Below are 20,261 nucleotides of genomic sequence, written 5' to 3'. Positions count from 1 at the left end.
ATTGTGTTTGTATTGCTTAATTTTATACAAATTGGTAGTTTAAAATAGTCTAAACTGATAGTATAACTGACAGGTTGCATTCAAGTCAGGTTATTTTGGTTAGTAATTGTTTAGTCTATTATTAGTTTAACTACAGAGCGTTTTTCTTCATTTTTAAGCTCTAAGAAATAAATGCCTTGTTGAATGTCTGATACGTTTAATTGCGTGTTATTTGCACTAAAAGTTTTAACTGTTTTTCCTGTTAAATCATACAATAGTAATGAAGTTAATTTTTCATCCACTTTTAGGTTTACTACGTCATTTGTAGGATTAGGATATAGGCTTAATCCTTTAAAAGCTATATCTTTAATAGCTGTTCCTTGGTTGCTAATAGTAATGTCTTTAGTTCCGCTTACTCCCGAACCGTCATTTGCAGTAGCTGTTACCGTTACCGTACCGTTAGTTAAAGCAGTTAATAAACCATTAGCATCTATTGTGGCAGAGCCTGTTCCGTTAGCTACACTCCAAGTGTAAGTATCATCAGAGGCATTAGCGGGCAAAACGGTAGCTTCCATTTGTAGTGTACCGCCATTGGTAGTAATAGTGCTTGCTCCACCTTGACCTTGTACAGAAATGGAATTTACCAATACAATTTGGTTAGAAATAGTAATAACTGCATCGCCCGTAACTCCCGAACCGTCATTTGCAGTAGCTGTTACAGTTACCGTTCCGTTAGTTAAAGCAGTAAGTAAACCATTAGCATCTATAGAAGCCGAGCCTGTTCCATTAGTTATACTCCAAGTATAAGTGGCATCGGTAGCATTTGTAGGCAATACTGTAGCTTCCATTTGTAGTGTACCGCCATTGGTAGTAATAGTGCTTGCTCCACCTTGACCTTGTACAGTTATTGAGCTTACCAATATTACACAGTTGGTGCTGTAACTTGCTGTGGCATCAATAACGTAGTTTAAATTAGCATTTGCTGCGGCAACATCATCCACTTCAACACAAGTTAGATTGGGATTGACAGTAGCATTTAAATTTACTAATGTGGAAGTGTTTATACTTTTTAGCATAGTTAAATCGTTATTTTGGCAACGCAGTGTATATAAAGCCGTATTCTGACTTACATCTAAGGAACTTATGTTATTGTGATGGCATGTTAGATTACCCAAATTTGTATTTTGGCTTACATCTAAACTAATAATACTGTTGTAGTGGCACGTTAGCTGTATTAAATTTGTATTTTGACTCAGATCAAGTGTGTTTATAGCGTTATACTCACATCCAAGTTCTGTTAAATTTATATTTTGACTCACATCAAGACCTGAAAGATTGTTATGGCTACAATAAAATTTAGATAAAAGTGTGTTATTACTTATATCAACTGCGGTAAAGCTGTTGAATGCAATACTTAGCTCAGTTAAAGAAGTATTCTGACTTAAATCAAGGGAAGTTAAATTATTACTATTACAATATAACATAGTTAAGTTAACGTTTTGGCTAACATTTAGAGTAGATAAATTGTTGCCAACGCAGTATAGTTCACTTATATTAATAAAAGATTCTATTCCGGTTAAGTCTGAAATACTTAGAGAATTACAATCAATTGCACCTGTATAAGCAGTAGCTTCACTTACTTGTATTTCTGTATCACTGTTTGTATTGATACTTGAGTTACCTACCAAATAGGCTTTAAAATTGGCATCGGGGATGTTTACAATTTGAGCAAAGCTTGTTAAACTTGCTATTGCTAAAATAAGGGTGCTAAGTATTGTTTTTTTCATGTTTATTTATTTTAAAGGTTATTAATCAATCAAGCAGACGCAAACTTAATTAGCATGATGTAATTAACTAAAAATGAAGGGGGTACAAAAAGGGGTACATGCTTATAAATGCTTTATTTACAGGCGTTTTAGTGGTGTTTCATTAAAAATGTGAGAGGTATTTACTAAGCGAAACAGATTTTTCCCCTTGTGGTCGGCATCCCTGCCGATTCCACTTTTAGCTTAAAACCTGAGTTAGATTAATATTTATACGAACAGGCATTGAATAAAATGAAAAAGGCAAGGCGTGGAAGTGAAGATTTATCGGGATAAATCAAGATTTCACAACGAAGCATTTTTTATTTTAGCAATGAGCAATAGCATAAAAAAAAGTCTTTTTATGCTATTTTTTTATTCATTAACGCTTCATGGTAGCAATCTACTTCCTAAAAATACTTTCAGAACTTGTCTGCCTATGGCATATAGCCCGCTATGTGTGCAGTATTTTTAGTTGTATCTCACTACCATCAAGCGTTCTGTTCCATAAATATTAACCGAACTCAGGTTTATAAGAGGTAAAAAAAACACAAAGTTCAGAACCTTTTGAAGGTTCTAAACTTTACATAAAAATGGTACGTCACCCCTATAGACCATGCGAAAAAGATTTTGTTTTTTGCAGGTTTACATCTTGTTAATAATATATGGTAAAAATAATTTACATTCTAATGAGAATTCGCTAACTTAGCTACTTGTTTACCGATAAAAGGTAGAAACAAACGCTAAAAAGCATTAAAACGACTTTTTAGCTAATAGTTGTGCATAAATTAAAGAAAGAAAAATGAGATTGATAATTTTAATGCTTTCATTTTATTTGCCATTTTTAATTTTTTCTCAAAATTTAATATTGGATGGTGATTTTGAAAATAATAAAACAGGAGAAGATTGTGATTATGGACTACATACTCTTTCAAATACTTGGGGAGGATTTGGAACTTGTCAGTTATTTAAAGAGAATGAGTGCTTAGGAAGTTCTCTTTATTTAGGAACAATTGTCAGTAATGCATTAAGTAACTTTGAATTGGAGCCTGTTAAACCATTCTCTGGAGATTATTTGGCAGCAATAAGGTTGTTTGACAATGAGATAGAAGAATGGAGAGAATTTATATATACTCGTTTGCAAAATAATTTAGAAAATGGCTCATTATATAAAATATCTTTTTATGTTAAAATTTCTGCTACAGAAAATTTTATCTCAAATGATTTTGGAATAGGTTTTAGCCCTTATGAGCTAGAAGATCAACTACTTAATAATCCGTTTGACCCCAACAATCCTAAACCATATAATTTTTATTCTTTTCCATACAAAATGTATGATGGTGAGAATTTAGACCATATAGATGGATGGAAGAAAGTAGAATTTTATTATGAAGCTAGTGGAAATGAGAAAGATTTAATCATTGGTAACTTTAAATCAGATAACAATACTGAGAAAATTCAAATTCAAAATTGTAATGCCTGTAGACCAGGAGCACTTATTTATATTGATTTAGTTACTATTGATAAATGCCAAATAAACAGTTTTAGTTTCCAAAATGATTCATTGGTAATTTGTAGTAGTGACACTTTAAATATTAATCTATCAGATTACCCTTATTCATTTAAATGGTTTGACAATGATACTAATAAAATCAAAACCTTCAAAAACTCTGGAGATTATTCTATTGAATATTTTGACGAGCAATGCTCAGTTAGAGATTCGTTTTATTTGTATAAACTTGACACTATAAACAAAATTCAATCTATTCTATTATGTGGCAAAGATGACTTACCAATTACGATTGATATAGATATTCCATATCATTCTAATAATGTTCTTAAGTTAAATAACAATGTTTTTAACGGAGAACAAATAGTAATAAGTGAATTTGGGTCATATAGTTTAGAAGTTGTAAATAATCAGTGTAAAGAACAAAGAGAATTTACGGTTTTAAACGAAAACGATAATTTGACTCTGTATCCTAATCCAACAACTGATATTTTATTTGTTAACAGAACTGTAACTTCAAAATTAAAATATAATTTGTATGATGGTTTGGGTAGATTAGTTATAAGCGACTATATAGAAAATGAAATTGATATAAGCAATTTGGCTAGTGGCACTTACATTATTTCTTTTCCAAATAATTGCATTGAAAACTTGAAGATTATTAAATATTAAAATCTATAGCTAACAACAAATAAATGCAATAGCGGAGAAAGGTTTATTTCTGTCGTGATTTTATAATTTAATTTTTTATATTTATTTTTATGTAAGAAACCACTACCTGCGTTTATTCAAAACGTTCAACTCCAACTACTATTCATTTTAGTTAATTTGCTGTTAATTTATCTTGCTATTTTTAGGGTGTCTATTTTATCAATATATTTGTTAGCAAAATAAACATTATGGAAATTTATTTACCCGTTTTAAAAGTTTTTGGTGGTTCTTTAGTAGCAGGCATTGTTATGTCTTACTTTAAATCTTTTTTCTTAAAACCTAAAAGCTGGATTACTGAAATTTTAGTTAACTCATTAGGCTGTTTGTTCATTTTCTCTGGTGTGGTTAAAGCAATAGACCCCCTTGGTACTTCATACAAAATGAAAGACTATTTTAATGCTTTTACCCAGTTTGCAGGGTTTAGTTTTGATTGGTTAGCCAACATGAGTACTTTCTTAGCCGTAGTTATGATAGTGCTTGAAATAGTTTTAGGCGTTGCTTTAATTATTGGTTTTAAAAAGAAATGGACACTTGGGCTAACTGCCGCCATGATGGTTTTCTTTACCGTGCTTACAGGTTTCACTTATTTAACAGGGTATATTAATCCGGATTTTTACGATTCTGCTACAAGAGCTACACTAAAAGCCGCAGGCGAGCAAATACCTGTATTTGTAGAGTATGACAAACTACAAATGAAAGTAACCGACTGTGGTTGTTTTGGCGATTTCTTAAAATTAGAACCTAAAGTTACTTTTATAAAAGATGTTTTTTTATTGTTTGTATTGGCAGCGTTGTTTCTATTAAGCAAAAATATTCAGCCGTTTTTTGGCAAATTTTTCGGTTGGATAAAAATTTCCGGAACAGCTATAATTTTCCTATTATTTTGCTTTAGCAATTATTTATGGGGACTGCCAATGGTAGATTTTAGACCCTATAAAATAGGCAATGATATTAATGAATTGCGAATAGAAATACCCGATAAATTAGATTATGGTTTTATTTTTGAAAATAAAGCCACGGGAGAAACTAAGCGTGTTACTATGGATGAATACGCAAAATACAAAGCCGATAGCACGTGGGTATTTACCAATGAACAAGATAACAAAGTATTAGAAGCAGGTGTACCGGCTAAAATATCCAACTTTGCCGCTTTTGATGCAGAAGATTTTGAAGTAACTGACGATGTATTGCTTAATGAAGATTATAGCTTTTGGGTGCTTTCTAAAAGTTTAGATAAAAGCAAAAAGAAATCGTGGAAAAGACTTAATGAGATTTCAAAATTAGCAGACGAGAAAGGACTACAGATGTATGCTTTTATGGCAGAGGATTTTGAAAAAGCAGAAGAATTTAGACACGAGTATCAAATTAGCTACCCTATGTATCAGGCAGATGAAACTTTTATTAAAACCGTAGTGCGAGCTAACCCCGGTTTAGTATTGCTTAAAAATGGTGTGGTTAAAGGCAAATGGCATCATAATCACCTGCCAAGTACTGAAGAATTAGTAAAGCTAATTAACCAATAACAACACATTTATGCTAAAGTTCTTATTTCAAAGAAGCATTGCCGGAGCTTTAGTTTTATTGGGTGTTATTGTTATTATTTTTTTATTACTTAATGTTATTCCGGTAAGTGCAGAGCAACTAAGCGTAGGGCAAAATACCGATGAAGCAACTTTGCAGGCTACTAAAGAGAAATTGAGGTTAAACCATTCTCCCATTGTCCGCTTTTGGTTTTATTTATCCGATTTATCTCCTGTTTCTATTCAAAGCCATACAGATAAAAAAGCTCCGCTGAGTTTGCTGAGTGGCAATTATAATTATATAAACATTATAAAAGGCAAAGAGAAAAGTTTAGTACTGAAACAGCCATATTTTGGTAGGTCGTATCAAACCGATAAACCTGTTTTACAAATTCTTGCTAAAAAAATACTTCCTACGCTTATTTTGGCTATTACTGCCATTACTTTAGCATCTTTAATTGGAATAGCTTTTGGTTTAATAGCCGCTTTAAATCACAATAAATGGATAGATAATTTTTTATTGTCAATTTCTGTGTTGGGCATTTCTATTCCAAGCTATTTTTCAGCATTATTGTTGGCTATATTTTTTGGTTATTATTTGGGCAATTATACCCACTTAAATATAACAGGGTCCTTGTTTGATATTAATGACTATGGCGAACATTTTATAAACTGGAAAAATTTGATTTTACCAACAATAGCTTTAGGTATTCGTCCTGTGGCTATAATTTTGCAGCTTACAAGAAACAGTATGCTTGACGTGCTTAGAGAAGATTATATACGCACAGCAAAATCTAAAGGATTAAAAAATAGTGTGGTTATAGTAAAACACGCTTTAAGAAATGCACTAAATCCTGTGGTAACGTCCATTACAGGTTGGTTTGCGGCATTATTGGCAGGAGCTTTTTTTGTTGAGTACATTTTTGATTTTAAAGGCTTAGGCTACGAAACCGTTTATGCCCTTACCATGTTTGATTTTCCTGTAATAATGGGAGCTGTTTTGTTAATTGCCTCATTTTTTGTTTTGGTAAATATTATTGTAGATGTATTGTACACCAAATTAGATCCAAGAATAGTTTTGAACGAATAAACAAAATCAAAATCGTCATTCTCAAAAATTTCGCAGTAAAACGGAGAAATTATTTGGGAATCCCTTAAAACTAAACAATAAGGAAAGATATGTTTTCATTATTTTTACCTTTTTAAAGAATAACTTGTGAATAGAATATTATTTTTAGTAGGGTTTATGGGCTCGGGCAAAACTTCTTTAGGGAAGAAAATAGCCCAGCGTTTTAATATGAACTTTATTGATTTAGATGCACTTATTGAACAAAGAGAAGGAAAAACTATAAATGAAATATTTGAAGAAAAAGGCGAAAACTATTTTAGAGAATTGGAAGCTAAAATATTGAGAGAAGAGGATTTTTCAAATGCTGTAGTAGCTACGGGCGGTGGCACAGCATGCTATAATGATAATATTAATTTTATGAAAAGCGTAGGTGCCGTTGCGTATCTTTTAGTTCCGTTAGAAATATTGATAGGCAGGCTACGCCAAAATAAAGACGAACGCCCACTTCTTAAAAACTTAGAACAAGCGGAATTAGACCAATTTGTAATAACTAAATACAACGAAAGAAAAGTTTTTTACGAGCAAGCTGACTTTATCATTCTGCATAACAAACCTTTAACCGCTATGTATAGAGATTTGTCTTTTTTATTAGATTAATCTCCACAATCTTGCATCTATAATACTAAGTGTACTTGGAGTATTATTAGTAAACAACTGCCCTGTTCCCAAACCTTGGTACATAGAAGTGCTTTTACTTGCCGTGTATTGTGCAATGGCATCTAAACCTATATTGCTTTCTAATGCAGAAGTTATCCACCAGCCAATATTGCGTTCTTCTGCTAATTTTATCCATTCATCACAGCTTATAAAGCCACCCACCAATGCAGGTTTTAAAATAATGTACTGTGGTTTTATTTTGTCCAGCAGAGCTTGTTTTTCTTTTAGCTCAAAAATGCCTATCAGTTCTTCATCTAAAGCAATAGGCAGCGGTGTACTGGCACACAGTTTTTCCATTTCATTTTGTTGACCTTGCTTTATCGGCTGCTCTATAGAATGAAGCTGTAACTGAGCCAATTCTTGTAGTTTTTCCATAGCTTCATTAGGAGCAAAAGCTCCATTAGCATCTACTCTAAGTTCTAATTTTTTGGCTGAAAATTTCTCTCTTAAATTTTTTAATAAAGCTATTTCTTTATCAAAACCTATAGCTCCTATTTTCATTTTTATACAATGGAAACCTTGCTTTAGTTTATCTTCAATCTGTTTTTGCATAAACGTTTCCGTACCCATCCATATTAAACCATTAATAGGAATACCTTTTTTGCCTACAGTAAAATCATTATCAAAACAAAAATCAGCTTTGTTTTTTAGTTTTAAAAAAGCTTGTTCTAATCCAAAAACTATACTCGGAAATTGCTTTAAAGTTTCATGATAATTGTCTTTATAAAAAGCTATTTCATTGCAAACTGTTGCTAATTTTTCTTCATAATTTGGCACATCATCGGCACTTAAACCTCTAAACAAAGCCGCTTCGCCTATGGCTGTGTTTTTGCCATTATTTAAGGTAATAAAATAAGTATCTTTTGTACGTAAAATGCCTCTTGATGTCCCACTTGGACTTTTAAACTGCAAAACATATTTTTCAAAACTTGCGGTAAGCATTTACACTAAAATTATTCCTACTAAAAATAAAATACTGAGCACAAAAGTGCCTAAGGCAACATTTTTTAAATACGCATCAAACTTTTGTGGTTCAAATATGGATAAAAACTTCTTTATCATTTGAGCAAAAAATGGTGCTATAACTAAGAATAAATATTGCTTTAACTCAAAATTTTGCAACAAAGCAAAGGCTATTAAAAACAAAAAGGCAAAAACAATAACAAGATATTCATACTGCTTTGCTTTTTTTAATCCTAATTTAACGGCAAGCGTGTGTTTTCCCGTTTTTTCATCGTTTACAATATCCCTCATATTGTTAAGATTAAGCACCGCTACAGACAACAAACCAATGGTGCTGGCAGGCAATATAGCCATAACTTCAAAACTTTTGCCGTATAAAAAGTAACTTCCTAAAACGCCTACTAAACCAAAAAAAATGAAAACAAATATATCGCCTAAGCCATTATAGCCATAAGGATTTTTGCCCACGGTATATTTTATGGCAGCAGCTATAGCGGCTAAACCTAAAAGGACAAACACCAAAATCATTAACCAATTTTGGAAGGCAACAAATAATAAAGCCAAACCAGATAAAAAGGATAAACCGGCAAAAAGTATTACTGCTTTTTTCATGCTTTCAGCATTAATTGCTCCGCTGGCAACAGCTCGTTGCGGTCCTATTCTTTCTGCATTATCTTTTCCCGAAACGGCATCACCATAATCATTGGCAAAATTAGATAACACTTGCAAAAAAACGGTAGTTAAAACTGCTAATAGAAAAACCGCCCAGCTAAAATATCCAAAATGTATAGCCGTGGCTGTACCCATTATAATACTTGATAGTGCTAAAGGCAAAGTTCGCAGTCTTGCAGCTTCAATCCATGGTTTTAAATTCATTAATCTATTATATTAAACTGTTTTTTAAGGGCTGTTAAATCTTCGGGTGTATCTACCGAATTGCTATCGTGAGTGGTTTCGCCTAAGTAAATATCACAATCGTTTTCAAGCCAGCGTAGCTGCTCTAATTTCTCTGCTTTTTCTAAAGGTGTTTCTTCTAATTGCACTAATTTTAAAAGCAAATTAGGTTTGTACGCATAAATACCTATGTGTTTGTAAAAAACGGTGTCATTGTTTTCTTCTCTTACAAAAGGAATGGCAGTTCTTGAAAAATATAAAGCTCTGTTTTGTTGAGATTTCACTACTTTAATAACACTTGGATTTGCTAAATCCTCTTTATGTTCTATTTTTTTGCATAAAGTAGCCACTTCAACTTCTGAGTTTTTAAAACACGCCACTAAACTATTAAGGCTTTCAGGTTCAAAAAACGGCTCATCGCCTTGTATGTTTATAACCACATCAAAAGTTTCGTTAAGTTTTTCTACCACTTCGGCACAGCGTGAAGTGCCATTTTGATGATTTGTAGCAGTCATTATTACATTGCCACCAAAAGATTTCACTTCTTTTTCTATTTCATTACTATCGGTAGCCACTATAATTTTTGAGAGTAAGGTGCTTTTTTCAGCTTGTTCATATACTCTTCTTATCATGGTTTTGCCTCCTATATTTACCAGTGGCTTATTAGGAAAACGCGTAGATGCCATTCTTGCAGGGATAATTGCTAATATTTTCATTTAGCTTCGTTTTTCTATTACCATTAAATATGCTCCTTGTTGTTTTTTAACCAACACTTTTTTGCCTTTTTCTATATATTCAGCATCACTTTGAGCATCATATATTTCATTTTCTATCTCTATTTTTCCTGCTGGTCGCAAGTCCATTGTTACCACTCCCTCTTTTCCTATTAGTTCTTTTTCTTTTGAAGCACTAATAATAAAACCTTCGTTTTTATTTTCAATAGTATCTAAAGCTAAGCGTTTAAAAGCTTTTGTGTTAGCCAAATTGCCACTGGCAAAAAGAAGCAGTAAAACGCCAAAAGTCATTATGGCTGTTACCATTAAAAAAGCTCCTGCCATTTTATCAAAAGGTACAAAAGAAAAATCAAAACCGTTAATATTGTTTATTAAAGCTAATGATAAACTAACAATAATGGCAAATAATCCACTAACGCCAGCTACGCCAAAGCCCGGAATAAAAAATATTTCGGCTATTAGCAAAATAACACCTACTATAAATAATGCTATTTCCCAGTTGGCGGCTAAACCTTCTAAATAATAAGGAGCAAAATATAAAATGGCAGCAATAACTGAAGCCGCTAAAGGAAAACCTATTCCGGGAGATTGTAATTCAAAATAAATACCGGCTACTAAAATCATTAACAATACTCCTGCCACATAGGGTTTTACCAAAAACTGTATTAATTTTTCGGTAAAAGAAATTTTTTGTTCAATGCGTGTAGCATTTTCTAAGCCTGTTATTTTTAGCACTTCATCTATACTTTCGGCTTTAGCATTACAATATCCGTATTCTAAAGCTTCATCTACACTTAAAGTTATTATTTCATCATCATTGCTTAGTCCTTTTATAACTACTTTTGGGTTTACCATTCCTTCTGCTATATCGGGGTTTCTGTTGGTAGCTTCTGCGGTTGCTCGCATTTTGCTACGCATATAGCTTTGGTATTTTTCTTCTGCATAAGAACCGTCTTGTTTTACTACGGCAGCAGCACCTATGCTACTTCCTGTTTTCATAAAAATGCTATCGCAAGCTATAGAAATTAATGCTCCGGCACTTGCAGCATTGTTTCTTATAAAAACCATGGTAGGTATATCCGTTTCTAAAAGTGCCGTTCTTATTTTATCGGCATCATCTACTAAACCACCAAAAGTATTTAGGTCAAGTATAATAAAATCGGCATTCATTTTTTCAGCTTCGGCTACAGCTTGTTCTGTTACTCGTGTAGCTCCGGGAGCTATTTCATCGTGTATTTTATAGATGTACACTTTCTTATTATCGCTGTTATTTTGAGCATTAATTATACTTATGCATACAAAAATGAACGTTAATGTTATGTAAAGTGGATATTTCAAACAGTTGTTTTTTGCCATTTGGTACAATATTGGAATATATTTACCAAAATTACGTAAAATTGAAATTATGAGAGCAAAGTTAGTTTATTTAATTGTTTTGAGTTTTTTAGGAATAACCTCAATAGCCCAAACAACTGAAAATTCAATAAAACACACCGTAGAGCCTGGGCAGACTTTATATTTTATTTCTAAGAAGTATAATATTAGTGTGGACGAATTAAGAAAAAATAATCCTGCCATTGCAGACGATTTAATAATAAAGCCTGAGCAAGTTTTAAATATACCCGTAAAAAATGTTCCGGTAAAACAAGAAATTAACCGTTTTCAAGTACATACGGTAAAAACTAAGGAAACTTTGTATTCTATTTCTAAAGAATATGGTGTTACAGTTAATGATTTAATACAATTAAACAATTTAGAAAATGCTAATATTAGTATAGGTCAAACATTGAGAATTAAACCGCTGACAGATAAAGTGGAAAAAGAAATAGCTGTAGAAGAAATAAAAAATACAGTTAATGGCGATAAAAAACCAGAGAAACCGATAAAAGAAGTTAAAGAAGTGGTTAAAGAAAAAGAAGTAGCTAAACCAAGTTTTGAAAATGAAGTATTAAACAGTGAAGATGCTTCGCTTTACAAACAACTTTTTGAAAGCTACGGAAAAGGAAATAACACTTTAATGAAAGATAAAGGAATAGGTAATTATTTGGAAAATAATAACAGTAATGTTTATTTAATGATGGCAAATAATGTTCCTTCGGGGCAAATAGCTAAAGTGAGAAATTTAATGAACAATAAAGTGATATATTTAAAAGTAGTAGGACCTATTTCTGCTAAAGATGCAGATAATAATATTTCTATTAAAATTTCTAAAGCTGCGGCTAAAGACTTAAACATTATAGAAGATAGATTTTTAGCGGAATGGACATGGTATAAATTGGGCGATAGCCAACCAAATACTAAAAAAACCGTTGAACCATTTGACGATTTTTAAACTTTTTGTGATGTGTGTGTAAAGAAAGCTATCTTTTTTAAGGTAGCTTTTTTTTATAAAAAAGTGTAGATTTGCTCCTTATGAAAAGTAGAACCTACCATTATTTTTTCGCAAAAGACGAACATAAATCAGACAAATACCTAAAAATAGAAGGCAAAGATGATTTATACTACAAAACTATAGAGTTTGAATGTTTAGACCGGTTTGATGGAGAATTAGCCATGTTTGCTTTCCCTATAGCTTATTTACACCATGCCGATAAAATTTTCAATCTTTTTGGATTGCAAGGAAATATAGATGATTTTTTTGAAGAATGTAGAGATGTAATTGCTGTACCGGAAAAACATCAAGATGAGAAGGGCAATGTAGGCAAAATGAATTTTCAAGCCTATTTTCATGATGTGCCTAATTCTTTAGAATCCATAAACGATAAAGCTATTGTAGTAGTAGCATTAGATGTTATGCAAGATGACGTAGATGCACAAGGCAGAAAAGCATATAAATTAGCAGGATATATTCATGCCAATCAATTTCAGTTTACAGACGGAGTGAATGGAACAGAACGCCATAATTCTTATTATTACAATATGCTAAGAATTAGCGAAGCTGAAAAAAATGGCAAAAAATTATACAGAAGAACAGGCGTTTTCTCTACTGTTTTTGGTATTTTGTTAGACTTAGTTAACCAAAATGATGTACATTTTGTATATGCCACTATGGGCAAAGAAAATAAAAGTATCAATAACTCTTTAATTAAACTTGCCGAATTTTACGATAAAAAATGGGATATACTTTCTATGACCAGCAATTCTCATTTATCATTACTTTACGGAAGAGAAAAATACAGAAAACAACTTATTGATATAACCCACGATAAAGCAAGAATAGAAGAACTTTATTATAAAAGTAAAGAACATAGAGGAAATTATATGTTTAATCAATATCCCACTTTTGAAGAGTTTTATCATCAATATAGAAGGGTAATAGACTATTCTAAAAGTACGGGAGCGTATATGCTAACCGACAAGGAAGGAAATATGAAAGCAGCCTGTGTAGCGGTAAATTGGGGCGATTATTTTGCTTTTCTATTTGATAATCCTAAGGGGATATTTAAGCTTTTAGCAAAATTGAAAATTACAGAACAGCTATTATATTTTTGGCAAACAATAGGCGAGCCTGCGTGGGTAGAAAAAATGTATAGAGGTATAGCTCAAAAATATTTGAAAGAACATAAAGTTAAAATGGGATTGTACAATTACTATGATGGCGACCCTTATACTGATATAAAAAAGAGTATTATAAACGATCCGTTTAACTATTTTGTAATTTATGACCGACCGGAATTATATCAAAAATTAAAAGAAACATCTAAGGATAAAGACGGAAATGTGCGTATTTTTATAGATACACCCGTGTTTTAAGCTTATCTACATTCTGAATAAATATAAACTGTAGTTAAAGAATCGCCTTTATAGTATAATCTTACCGAATTATTAGCACCTTCTACTTCATCTAACTCCTTGCCGCAGTACTCTTTTTCTATAAAAGCCGAATCAATATCACTTTTATAATTATAGTGCGTTACATGGTCAATTTCGCAGTACTTACATTTTTTTGAGCAAGAAGAAGTACTTATTAAAAGCAATAAAATTGGTATGGAATGTTTATACATAAATTAGGGTTTATAACTTTAAGATAATACACTTAATACAAAATCTTTAATAAACAATGAGTAAATTTGCTTGTAAAGCATAATAAAATGAACTACTCAAGAAGAACTTTTATAGAATTTTTAGGCAAAGGAAGTGTATTAGGTGTGTCAAGTATAGCTTTAGCACCCCTGCTTAAAGCCTGCAAAACAGAACCAACTGAAGCTACTGAAACAGCAGAATACGCTGCCAAAATCCTCTTTGAAAGTGTTGTGCCTAACAGCAATGATGCCGTTACTTTAGCACAGGGATTTAAAGATGAAGTATTAATAACTTTTGGCGATAAAATAAGTGCAAAAGATTTTTTTGGTACACATAGCGATTATATAGCTTTTATACCTTTAAATGAAGATGCTTCTGAAGGAATTTTATGGAATAATCATGAATATTTAGATCCTGTACTTATGGGAACTTATGCTCCGTACGAAGAAAAAACAAAAGAGCAGGTGGATAAAGAAAGATATGTAGTAGGCGGAAGTTTTGTTCATATTAAACTTAGTCAAAATGGCTTGTGGAGTGTAGTGCAAGACAGCGAGTACAATATTAGAGTAAACGGAAATACTGAAATTCCCTTTTTGTGGGATGAAAAAGTGGGCGACACTAATAGTGCTATTGGTACTATGGGAAATTGTGCCGGAGGTATTACTCCGTGGGGTACTATTTTAACTTGCGAAGAAAACACAGATATGTTTTATGGCGAAGATATATACGATGAAAACGGAACAATAGTAGATAAAACGCCAAGTGATTATCATTGGGATAAATTTTATGATTATCCAACGGCTCATTTTGGGTGGGTAGTGGAGTGCAATCCTAAAACGGGCGAAAATCAAAAGATAGTAGCCATGGGAAAATGTGCTCATGAGTGTGCTACAGTTCATCAATTAGAAGACGGTAGAGTAGTAGTATATTCTGGAGATGATTCTAACGATAGATGTTTGTATAAATATGTATCCAATAAAGCCAATGATTTAAAAGACGGCACTTTGTATGTAGCCAATTTAGAAGAAGGAAAATGGCTTACTCTAAATTATAATGAAAATGAAGTATTACAACAGCATTTTAAAAACCAAACAGAAGTTTTAGTGCGATTGAGAGAAGCGGCTTATTTAGTTGGTGGTTCAAAACTAAACCGCCCGGAAGATATAGAAATAGACCCGGTAACAGGCGATGTTTTAGTAGCATTAACTAACAATATTCCTAAAGGAGATTATCATGGTTCTATAGTAAAAATAATAGAAGATAGTGCAGATAAAACAGGAACAACATTTAAAAGCGAAGTTTTTCAAGTGGGAGGAAAAGAGCATGGTTTTTCCTGCCCCGATAATATGGCATTTGACCCTAAAGGCAATTTTTGGTTTACAACAGATGTAAGTGGCTCATCTATCGGGAAAGGAGAATATGAATTTATGCTAAGTAATGGTTTGTTTTTAATTCCAAGAACGGGAGAAAAAGCAGGGCAAATATTGCGAGTAGCTACAGCTCCGCATGATGCTGAGTTTACAGGGCCATTTTTTCATCCAAGTGGCAAATATTTATTTTTAAGTGTACAACACCCTGGCGAAAAATCAAAAAGTATAGATGAACTTACCAGCCACTGGCCAGACGGAGGAGATGCAATACCTAAATCGGGCGTAATAGTAATAAGTGGAGAGAGTTTGGATGCGTTGATGGTTTAGTAAACTTTCTTTTTTACAGCTAATTATTAATACTTACCTTTGTGCCATCAAAACAAACTATAAGAAATGAAATACGATATTATTGTTTTAGGAAGTGGTCCGGGTGGATATGTAGCGGCTATTAGAGCTTCGCAATTAGGCTTTAAAACTGCCATTGTAGAAAAAGAATCAATGGGCGGTGTTTGTTTAAATTGGGGTTGTATTCCTACTAAAGCTTTGCTTAAAAGTGCACAAGTTTTTGAGTATATTAATCATGCAGAAGACTATGGTATAAATGTAAGCGATGCCAGCACTGATTTTGATAAAATAGTAAAAAGAAGCAGAAATGTAGCCGAAGGAATGAGTAAAGGCGTTCAATTTTTAATGCGAAAAAATAAAATTGACGTAATAATGGGCTACGGAAAAGTAAAACCGGGTAAAAAAATAGAAGTTAGCACAGAAGAAGGAACAAAAACTTTAGAAGCTAATCATATTATTATTGCCACAGGCGGTAGAAGTCGGGTGCTTAAAGGATTAGAGCAAGACGGCAAAAAAGTAATAGGATATAGAGAAGCTTTATCTTTAAAAGATGCTCCTAAAAAAATGCTGATAGTAGGTTCTGGAGCTATAGGTATTGAGTTTGCTTATTTTTATAATGCTATAGGAACAGAAGTTACCGTGGTAGAATATATGGATAGTATAGTACCAAGAGAAGATAAAGATGTTTCTAAAGAATTGGCTAAAGTATTAAAAAAGAAAGGAATTAATATTATTACAAAATCGGCAGTAGAATTTGTAGATACCAGCGGAGAAGGCTGTAAAGTAACCGTAAAAGATAATAATAGCGATAAAGAAACCATTATAGGATGTGATATTGTGCTGAGTGCTGTGGGTGTTACACCAAATACCGAGAATATAGGATTAGAAGAAGTAGGTATTAAAACAGATAGAGGTTTAGTACAAGTAGATGAATATTACAAAACCAATGTAGATGGCTATTATGCCATAGGCGATATAGTGCCGGGAGCAGCCTTGGCTCATGTAGCTAGTGCAGAGGGTATTTTATGTGTAGAAAAAATAGCAGGAGAGCATGTAAGTCCTATAGACTACAATAATATCCCTTCTTGTACCTATTGCGTACCGGAAATAGCCTCAGTAGGATATACCGAAGATGCCGCTAAGGAAGCCGGTTATGAAATAAAAGTAGGTAAATTCCCATTTTCGGCATCGGGGAAAGCCAGTGCCGCAGGAGCAAAAGGGGGTTTTGTAAAAGTGATATACGATGCAAAGTATGGAGAATTGTTAGGAGCACACATGATAGGCTACAATGTTACAGAAATGATAGCAGAAATAGTTGTAGCCAGAAAATTGGAAACAACGGGACACGAAATTTTAAAATCAATACATCCACACCCTACAATAAGCGAAGCTATAATGGAGGCAACAGCCGATGCTTATGGAGAAGTTATACACCTTTAGTGTGTATAATTTGCACTTCTGCATTGTTTTGTCTTGTTTGGCATAGTGTTTGTTAAAGGTGTTTTAAATTTTTTAACTAAAAAAAACAATAAATCAAATGAAAAAATTATTTATTCTATTAGCCCCAGCGTTCATGGCAGTATCTAGCTTATTAGCTCAAGATTTGCCTACAAACCCTGAAACAGGAAAATGTTACGTTAAATGTACTACTCCTGACGAATTTAGAACTGAAACAGTAAAAATACTAAAAACACCGGCATACAAAGTGTTAAAAGTAGTTCCTGCTGAATACAAAACAGTAGAAGAAAGAGTAATGATTAAACCGGCTTCTAAAAAGTATGTTTATCATCCGGCAGTTTTTGAAACTTACTACGAAGATTACGAATCTAAACAAGCAGCTACTACATTAACAGTAGTGCCGGCTAAATTAGGTGCTAACTCTGAAACTATTGTTGTAGAAGAAGAAAGTGCAGGATGGGAATATGGAGCAAAATCTCCTGATTGTGCTTCTCCAAACCCTGAAGATTGTAGAGTTATTTGTTATGTAAAATACCCTGAGGTAACAAAAACAATACCTACAAAAAAATTAGATACCGATGCAACAACTACTTCAGTTGCTATTCCTAATAAAATGGCAAAAATTAAAAAAGAAAGAATAACAAAAGAAGCTTACACTGAAACTATTGAAATTCCTGCTGAATATACTACTATTACTAAAACAGTATTAGTAAAAGATGCTTACACTACAGAAGAAACTGTGGCAGCTACTTACGAAGATGTAGCTAAACAAGTATTAGTTAAAAAAGGTGGTGTAACAGTTTGGGAAGAAGTGGATTGTAAATTAACAGAGTTCAACTTAATTCCAATTTATTATGAATTAGGTAGTGCTCGTTTAACAGCAGATTCTAAAAGAGTAATTGACAACAAATTATACGCTTTAATGACTGAAAAACCAAATATCTCTATAGAGTTAAACTCTCATACAGATTCAAGAGGTTCTGCATCTTCAAACTTAGATTTATCTCAAAGAAGAGCTCAAGCAGTAGTTGACTATTTAGTAGCTAAAGGTATTAGCAAAAGTAGATTAGTAGCTAAAGGTTATGGCGAAACTCGTTTAGTAAACGGATGTTCTGACGGAGTTAGCTGTACAGAAGCTCAACACCAACAAAACAGAAGAACAGAATTTAGAATTATTTCTAAATAAGATATAGTTTTCATAATAAGAAAAGCCATTCCAAAAAATTGGAATGGCTTTTTTGTTTTTAATCAGTTAACTTTTCTTTAACTTGGTATAATGCCCAACTATAAATACATTTCATCTCAAAGTGCCTATATTTATATATAAAGAGAAGCAGAAATTGTCCACATTTTTTTATATTAGATGTATGAAAATATATTTGTTAATCATTTTTTTGGGAATTGTTTGTTTTATTTTCCCTCAGCAGGTTTTTACTACTCAAAATTTTACTTTAAAAAATGAGGTTGAGAGAAGTATATTGGTTCATTTTGACACTTTGCTATTTGAGTCAGGTACCGGAGTAAGTGAACTATGGAGTGAACAAACCATTAATTTTTTTGCCGATGGTTTTGATGAAGAAATAAAGTGGGCTTTCCAATATCCGGATTATTTTCCAGTTACGGTGCTAAATTTAGTGTCATTGAAGTCAGAAAATGAAGAATTGAAGGTATATGAATTGAAGTTTTCAATCACTATGAATTCTGATAGTGTTAATAATTCTGTGGTTTCTATTTATAATGTCATAGGCACTTATAATATGAAAAACGATGAAGTTTTTTTTGATAAAGCTACTTTATATTATTTACAAAATTGGAGGAGGATTCCTTATAAAAACATAACGTATGCAATAAAAAGAAACGATGATTTTAATAAAAGACAAGCTAAGAACAATATCAATTTATTGAAGATATGGAGCGTGTGTTTGAAACAAAATTGGATGGCAATTTTTGTATATATCATGTGAGAACCAGTTGAGGTTTTTTAAAATTTTAGGATATGATTATCTTCCACAGATGTACTATTCTACAAGTGGTGGATTGAATAAAGTGGGTGGTAAAACTATAGGAATATTATATATTCCGGAAATTCTAAAGAGATATATAAACATGAGTTTGTTCATTATTTTTGGATAAGTATCGTTGTGAAAAAATCAACTATATTGGCAGTTGAAGGTATAGCAACCTATTTTGTGGAAGTAGTGATAAATCCTATAATAGTGTATAAATCAATTAAGAAAGATGTAGAATTAAATAAAAATAGTATTAATGGAGCTGAAGATTTGCTTTTTTCGGGATAAAAAATTATACATTGAATCTACTTTTCTACATCAACTTCATATGGAATAGGAGCTTTGATAGCGGAAAGTTGTATGAGAAAAATGGCTTAGTTTTACTTAAAGAGTTTTTGTGCACAGAAGATAAGGTATAATGCAAGTTTTTTATCAAAACACATTTTCAAGTTGAAGATGACCAATTGATAGATGAATTACTGCACCTCTTAAATAGTAAATAATTAGGTTTATGGCGGAACGATAAATATATCTATCACTACTAACCGACAAAAAGAAAAGAGCTATTCGTTGGAGTAGTTCCTTATTCATACTTTTGAATAAAAGGTGAAAGGTATAATAGAAGTTGGTGAGTAAGAAATACATAAAACAAGTGAATGATATAATAAATGGTCAAATAAAATTTGAGTAGATTTGACAATTACAATAAAATACTTTGTATAAAAATAAACAATGTTTAAATTTTCTGTTTTGGTTTAGCTGTTATATTATTCTCGTGCTCTAATTCTCAAAATAGCTCTCGAATGATTATAATAGTATTTTAACGCATGAAGATTCAGTCAAGCTGTCTATTTATTTAGATAGCATAGATAACTCTGATTTATTATCTATGAAACGTCAATGCTATTTAGATAGTGCATTAACAATTCAACCATATAACGCATACTTTTGGCAGCAAAAGCAATGCCCTTATTTAAACTAAGAAAGTATGAAATAGGTTTACCATATTTTAGATAATGCAGTGGCAATGATAGTCAATATATAGCTTATAGAGCATTTATGAAATGTATTTTTATGAAATCATATAAAGATGCTTTAAAGATTTTGATTTGGCAATAGAATTAAATGGTAATTCTTTCATTATGGATTCATTCTTA

Annotated in this window: 17 protein-coding genes; 11 read left to right on the top strand and 6 right to left on the bottom strand. The window is 32.2% G+C overall.

The window, feature by feature from the left end; translation table 11 throughout:
• Window positions 1-110 precede the first annotated feature (110 nt).
• Window positions 111-1,766, bottom strand: coding sequence for an Ig-like domain-containing protein (locus tag H6578_06565; GenBank protein MCB9226806.1), 1,656 nt, complete (start codon window positions 1,764-1,766; stop codon window positions 111-113).
• Between the two features lie 817 nt (window positions 1,767-2,583).
• Here H6578_06565 and H6578_06560 point away from each other — a divergent pair.
• The 4 genes from H6578_06560 (at window position 2,584) to H6578_06545 (ending at window position 7,248) form a co-directional block, all read left to right on the top strand.
• Window positions 2,584-3,963, top strand: coding sequence for a T9SS type A sorting domain-containing protein (locus H6578_06560; GenBank protein ID MCB9226805.1), 1,380 nt, complete (start codon window positions 2,584-2,586; stop codon window positions 3,961-3,963).
• 227 nt (window positions 3,964-4,190) lie between these two features.
• Window positions 4,191-5,525, top strand: coding sequence for a DoxX family protein (locus tag H6578_06555; protein MCB9226804.1), 1,335 nt, complete (start codon window positions 4,191-4,193; stop codon window positions 5,523-5,525).
• Window positions 5,526-5,535: 10 nt separating this feature from the next.
• Window positions 5,536-6,612: an ABC transporter permease gene (locus tag H6578_06550; protein MCB9226803.1), complete on the top strand. Its 1,077-nt coding sequence runs from the start codon at window positions 5,536-5,538 to the stop codon at window positions 6,610-6,612.
• Window positions 6,613-6,738: 126 nt separating this feature from the next.
• Window positions 6,739-7,248, top strand: a complete 510-nt coding sequence (locus H6578_06545) for a shikimate kinase (protein MCB9226802.1) — start codon at window positions 6,739-6,741, stop codon at window positions 7,246-7,248.
• Here the strand turns inward: H6578_06545 and H6578_06540 are convergent.
• From H6578_06540 to H6578_06525, 4 genes are read right to left on the bottom strand one after another with little or no spacing between them, the layout of a single operon-like run.
• Entirely contained in the window at window positions 7,240-8,250 is a 1,011-nt protein-coding gene (locus H6578_06540) for an o-succinylbenzoate synthase (protein ID MCB9226801.1), read from the bottom strand. The two genes, H6578_06545 and H6578_06540, sit on opposite strands and share 9 nt — an antisense overlap.
• Window positions 8,251-9,147: a 1,4-dihydroxy-2-naphthoate polyprenyltransferase gene (locus H6578_06535; protein ID MCB9226800.1), complete on the bottom strand. Its 897-nt coding sequence runs from the start codon at window positions 9,145-9,147 to the stop codon at window positions 8,251-8,253. It abuts the gene before it with no gap.
• On the bottom strand, window positions 9,147-9,881 hold the full coding sequence (kdsB, locus tag H6578_06530; protein MCB9226799.1) for a 3-deoxy-manno-octulosonate cytidylyltransferase: 735 nt from the start codon (window positions 9,879-9,881) through the stop codon (window positions 9,147-9,149). Before kdsB ends, H6578_06535 begins: the two co-directional genes overlap by 1 nt.
• Window positions 9,882-11,255 (bottom strand): nodulation protein NfeD, encoded by a 1,374-nt coding sequence (locus H6578_06525; GenBank protein MCB9226798.1) that lies wholly within the window; start codon window positions 11,253-11,255, stop codon window positions 9,882-9,884. It abuts the gene before it with no gap.
• Window positions 11,256-11,304: 49 nt separating this feature from the next.
• Here H6578_06525 and H6578_06520 point away from each other — a divergent pair, with 49 nt between their 5' ends.
• A complete protein-coding gene (locus tag H6578_06520; GenBank protein ID MCB9226797.1) occupies window positions 11,305-12,231 on the top strand; it encodes a LysM peptidoglycan-binding domain-containing protein in 927 nt (308 codons plus the stop codon).
• 80 nt (window positions 12,232-12,311) lie between these two features.
• Window positions 12,312-13,652, top strand: a complete 1,341-nt coding sequence (locus tag H6578_06515) for a hypothetical protein (GenBank protein MCB9226796.1) — start codon at window positions 12,312-12,314, stop codon at window positions 13,650-13,652.
• 2 nt (window positions 13,653-13,654) lie between these two features.
• On the opposite strand, the gene H6578_06510 is transcribed toward H6578_06515, so the two are convergent.
• A complete protein-coding gene (locus H6578_06510; GenBank protein ID MCB9226795.1) occupies window positions 13,655-13,903 on the bottom strand; it encodes a hypothetical protein in 249 nt (82 codons plus the stop codon).
• Window positions 13,904-13,990: 87 nt separating this feature from the next.
• Between H6578_06510 and H6578_06505 the strand changes: the two genes are divergently transcribed.
• From H6578_06505 to H6578_06485, 5 genes are all read left to right on the top strand, one after another.
• Window positions 13,991-15,619 (top strand): DUF839 domain-containing protein, encoded by a 1,629-nt coding sequence (locus H6578_06505; GenBank protein MCB9226794.1) that lies wholly within the window; start codon window positions 13,991-13,993, stop codon window positions 15,617-15,619.
• A 66-nt stretch (window positions 15,620-15,685) separates the two neighbouring features.
• Complete coding sequence (gene lpdA, locus H6578_06500; GenBank protein MCB9226793.1) at window positions 15,686-17,077, top strand: dihydrolipoyl dehydrogenase; 1,392 nt, start codon at window positions 15,686-15,688, stop codon at window positions 17,075-17,077.
• A gap of 97 nt (window positions 17,078-17,174) precedes the next feature.
• The gene (locus tag H6578_06495) at window positions 17,175-18,281 is read left to right on the top strand and encodes an OmpA family protein (protein MCB9226792.1); all 1,107 of its coding nucleotides are present in this window, start codon (window positions 17,175-17,177) and stop codon (window positions 18,279-18,281) included.
• Window positions 18,282-18,462: 181 nt separating this feature from the next.
• The gene (locus H6578_06490; protein MCB9226791.1) at window positions 18,463-19,059 is read left to right on the top strand and encodes a hypothetical protein; all 597 of its coding nucleotides are present in this window, start codon (window positions 18,463-18,465) and stop codon (window positions 19,057-19,059) included.
• 177 nt (window positions 19,060-19,236) lie between these two features.
• On the top strand, window positions 19,237-19,392 hold the full coding sequence (locus H6578_06485) for a hypothetical protein (GenBank protein ID MCB9226790.1): 156 nt from the start codon (window positions 19,237-19,239) through the stop codon (window positions 19,390-19,392).
• The last annotated feature ends 869 nt before the right edge of the window (window positions 19,393-20,261 follow it).

The sequence above is a fragment of the Chitinophagales bacterium genome (assembly GCA_020635995.1).
GTDB lineage: Bacteria > Bacteroidota > Bacteroidia > Chitinophagales > UBA8649 > JAFMKE01.
The sequence above is the reverse complement of the archived record's forward strand: the minus strand, read 5'-3'. Positions and strand labels throughout refer to the sequence as shown.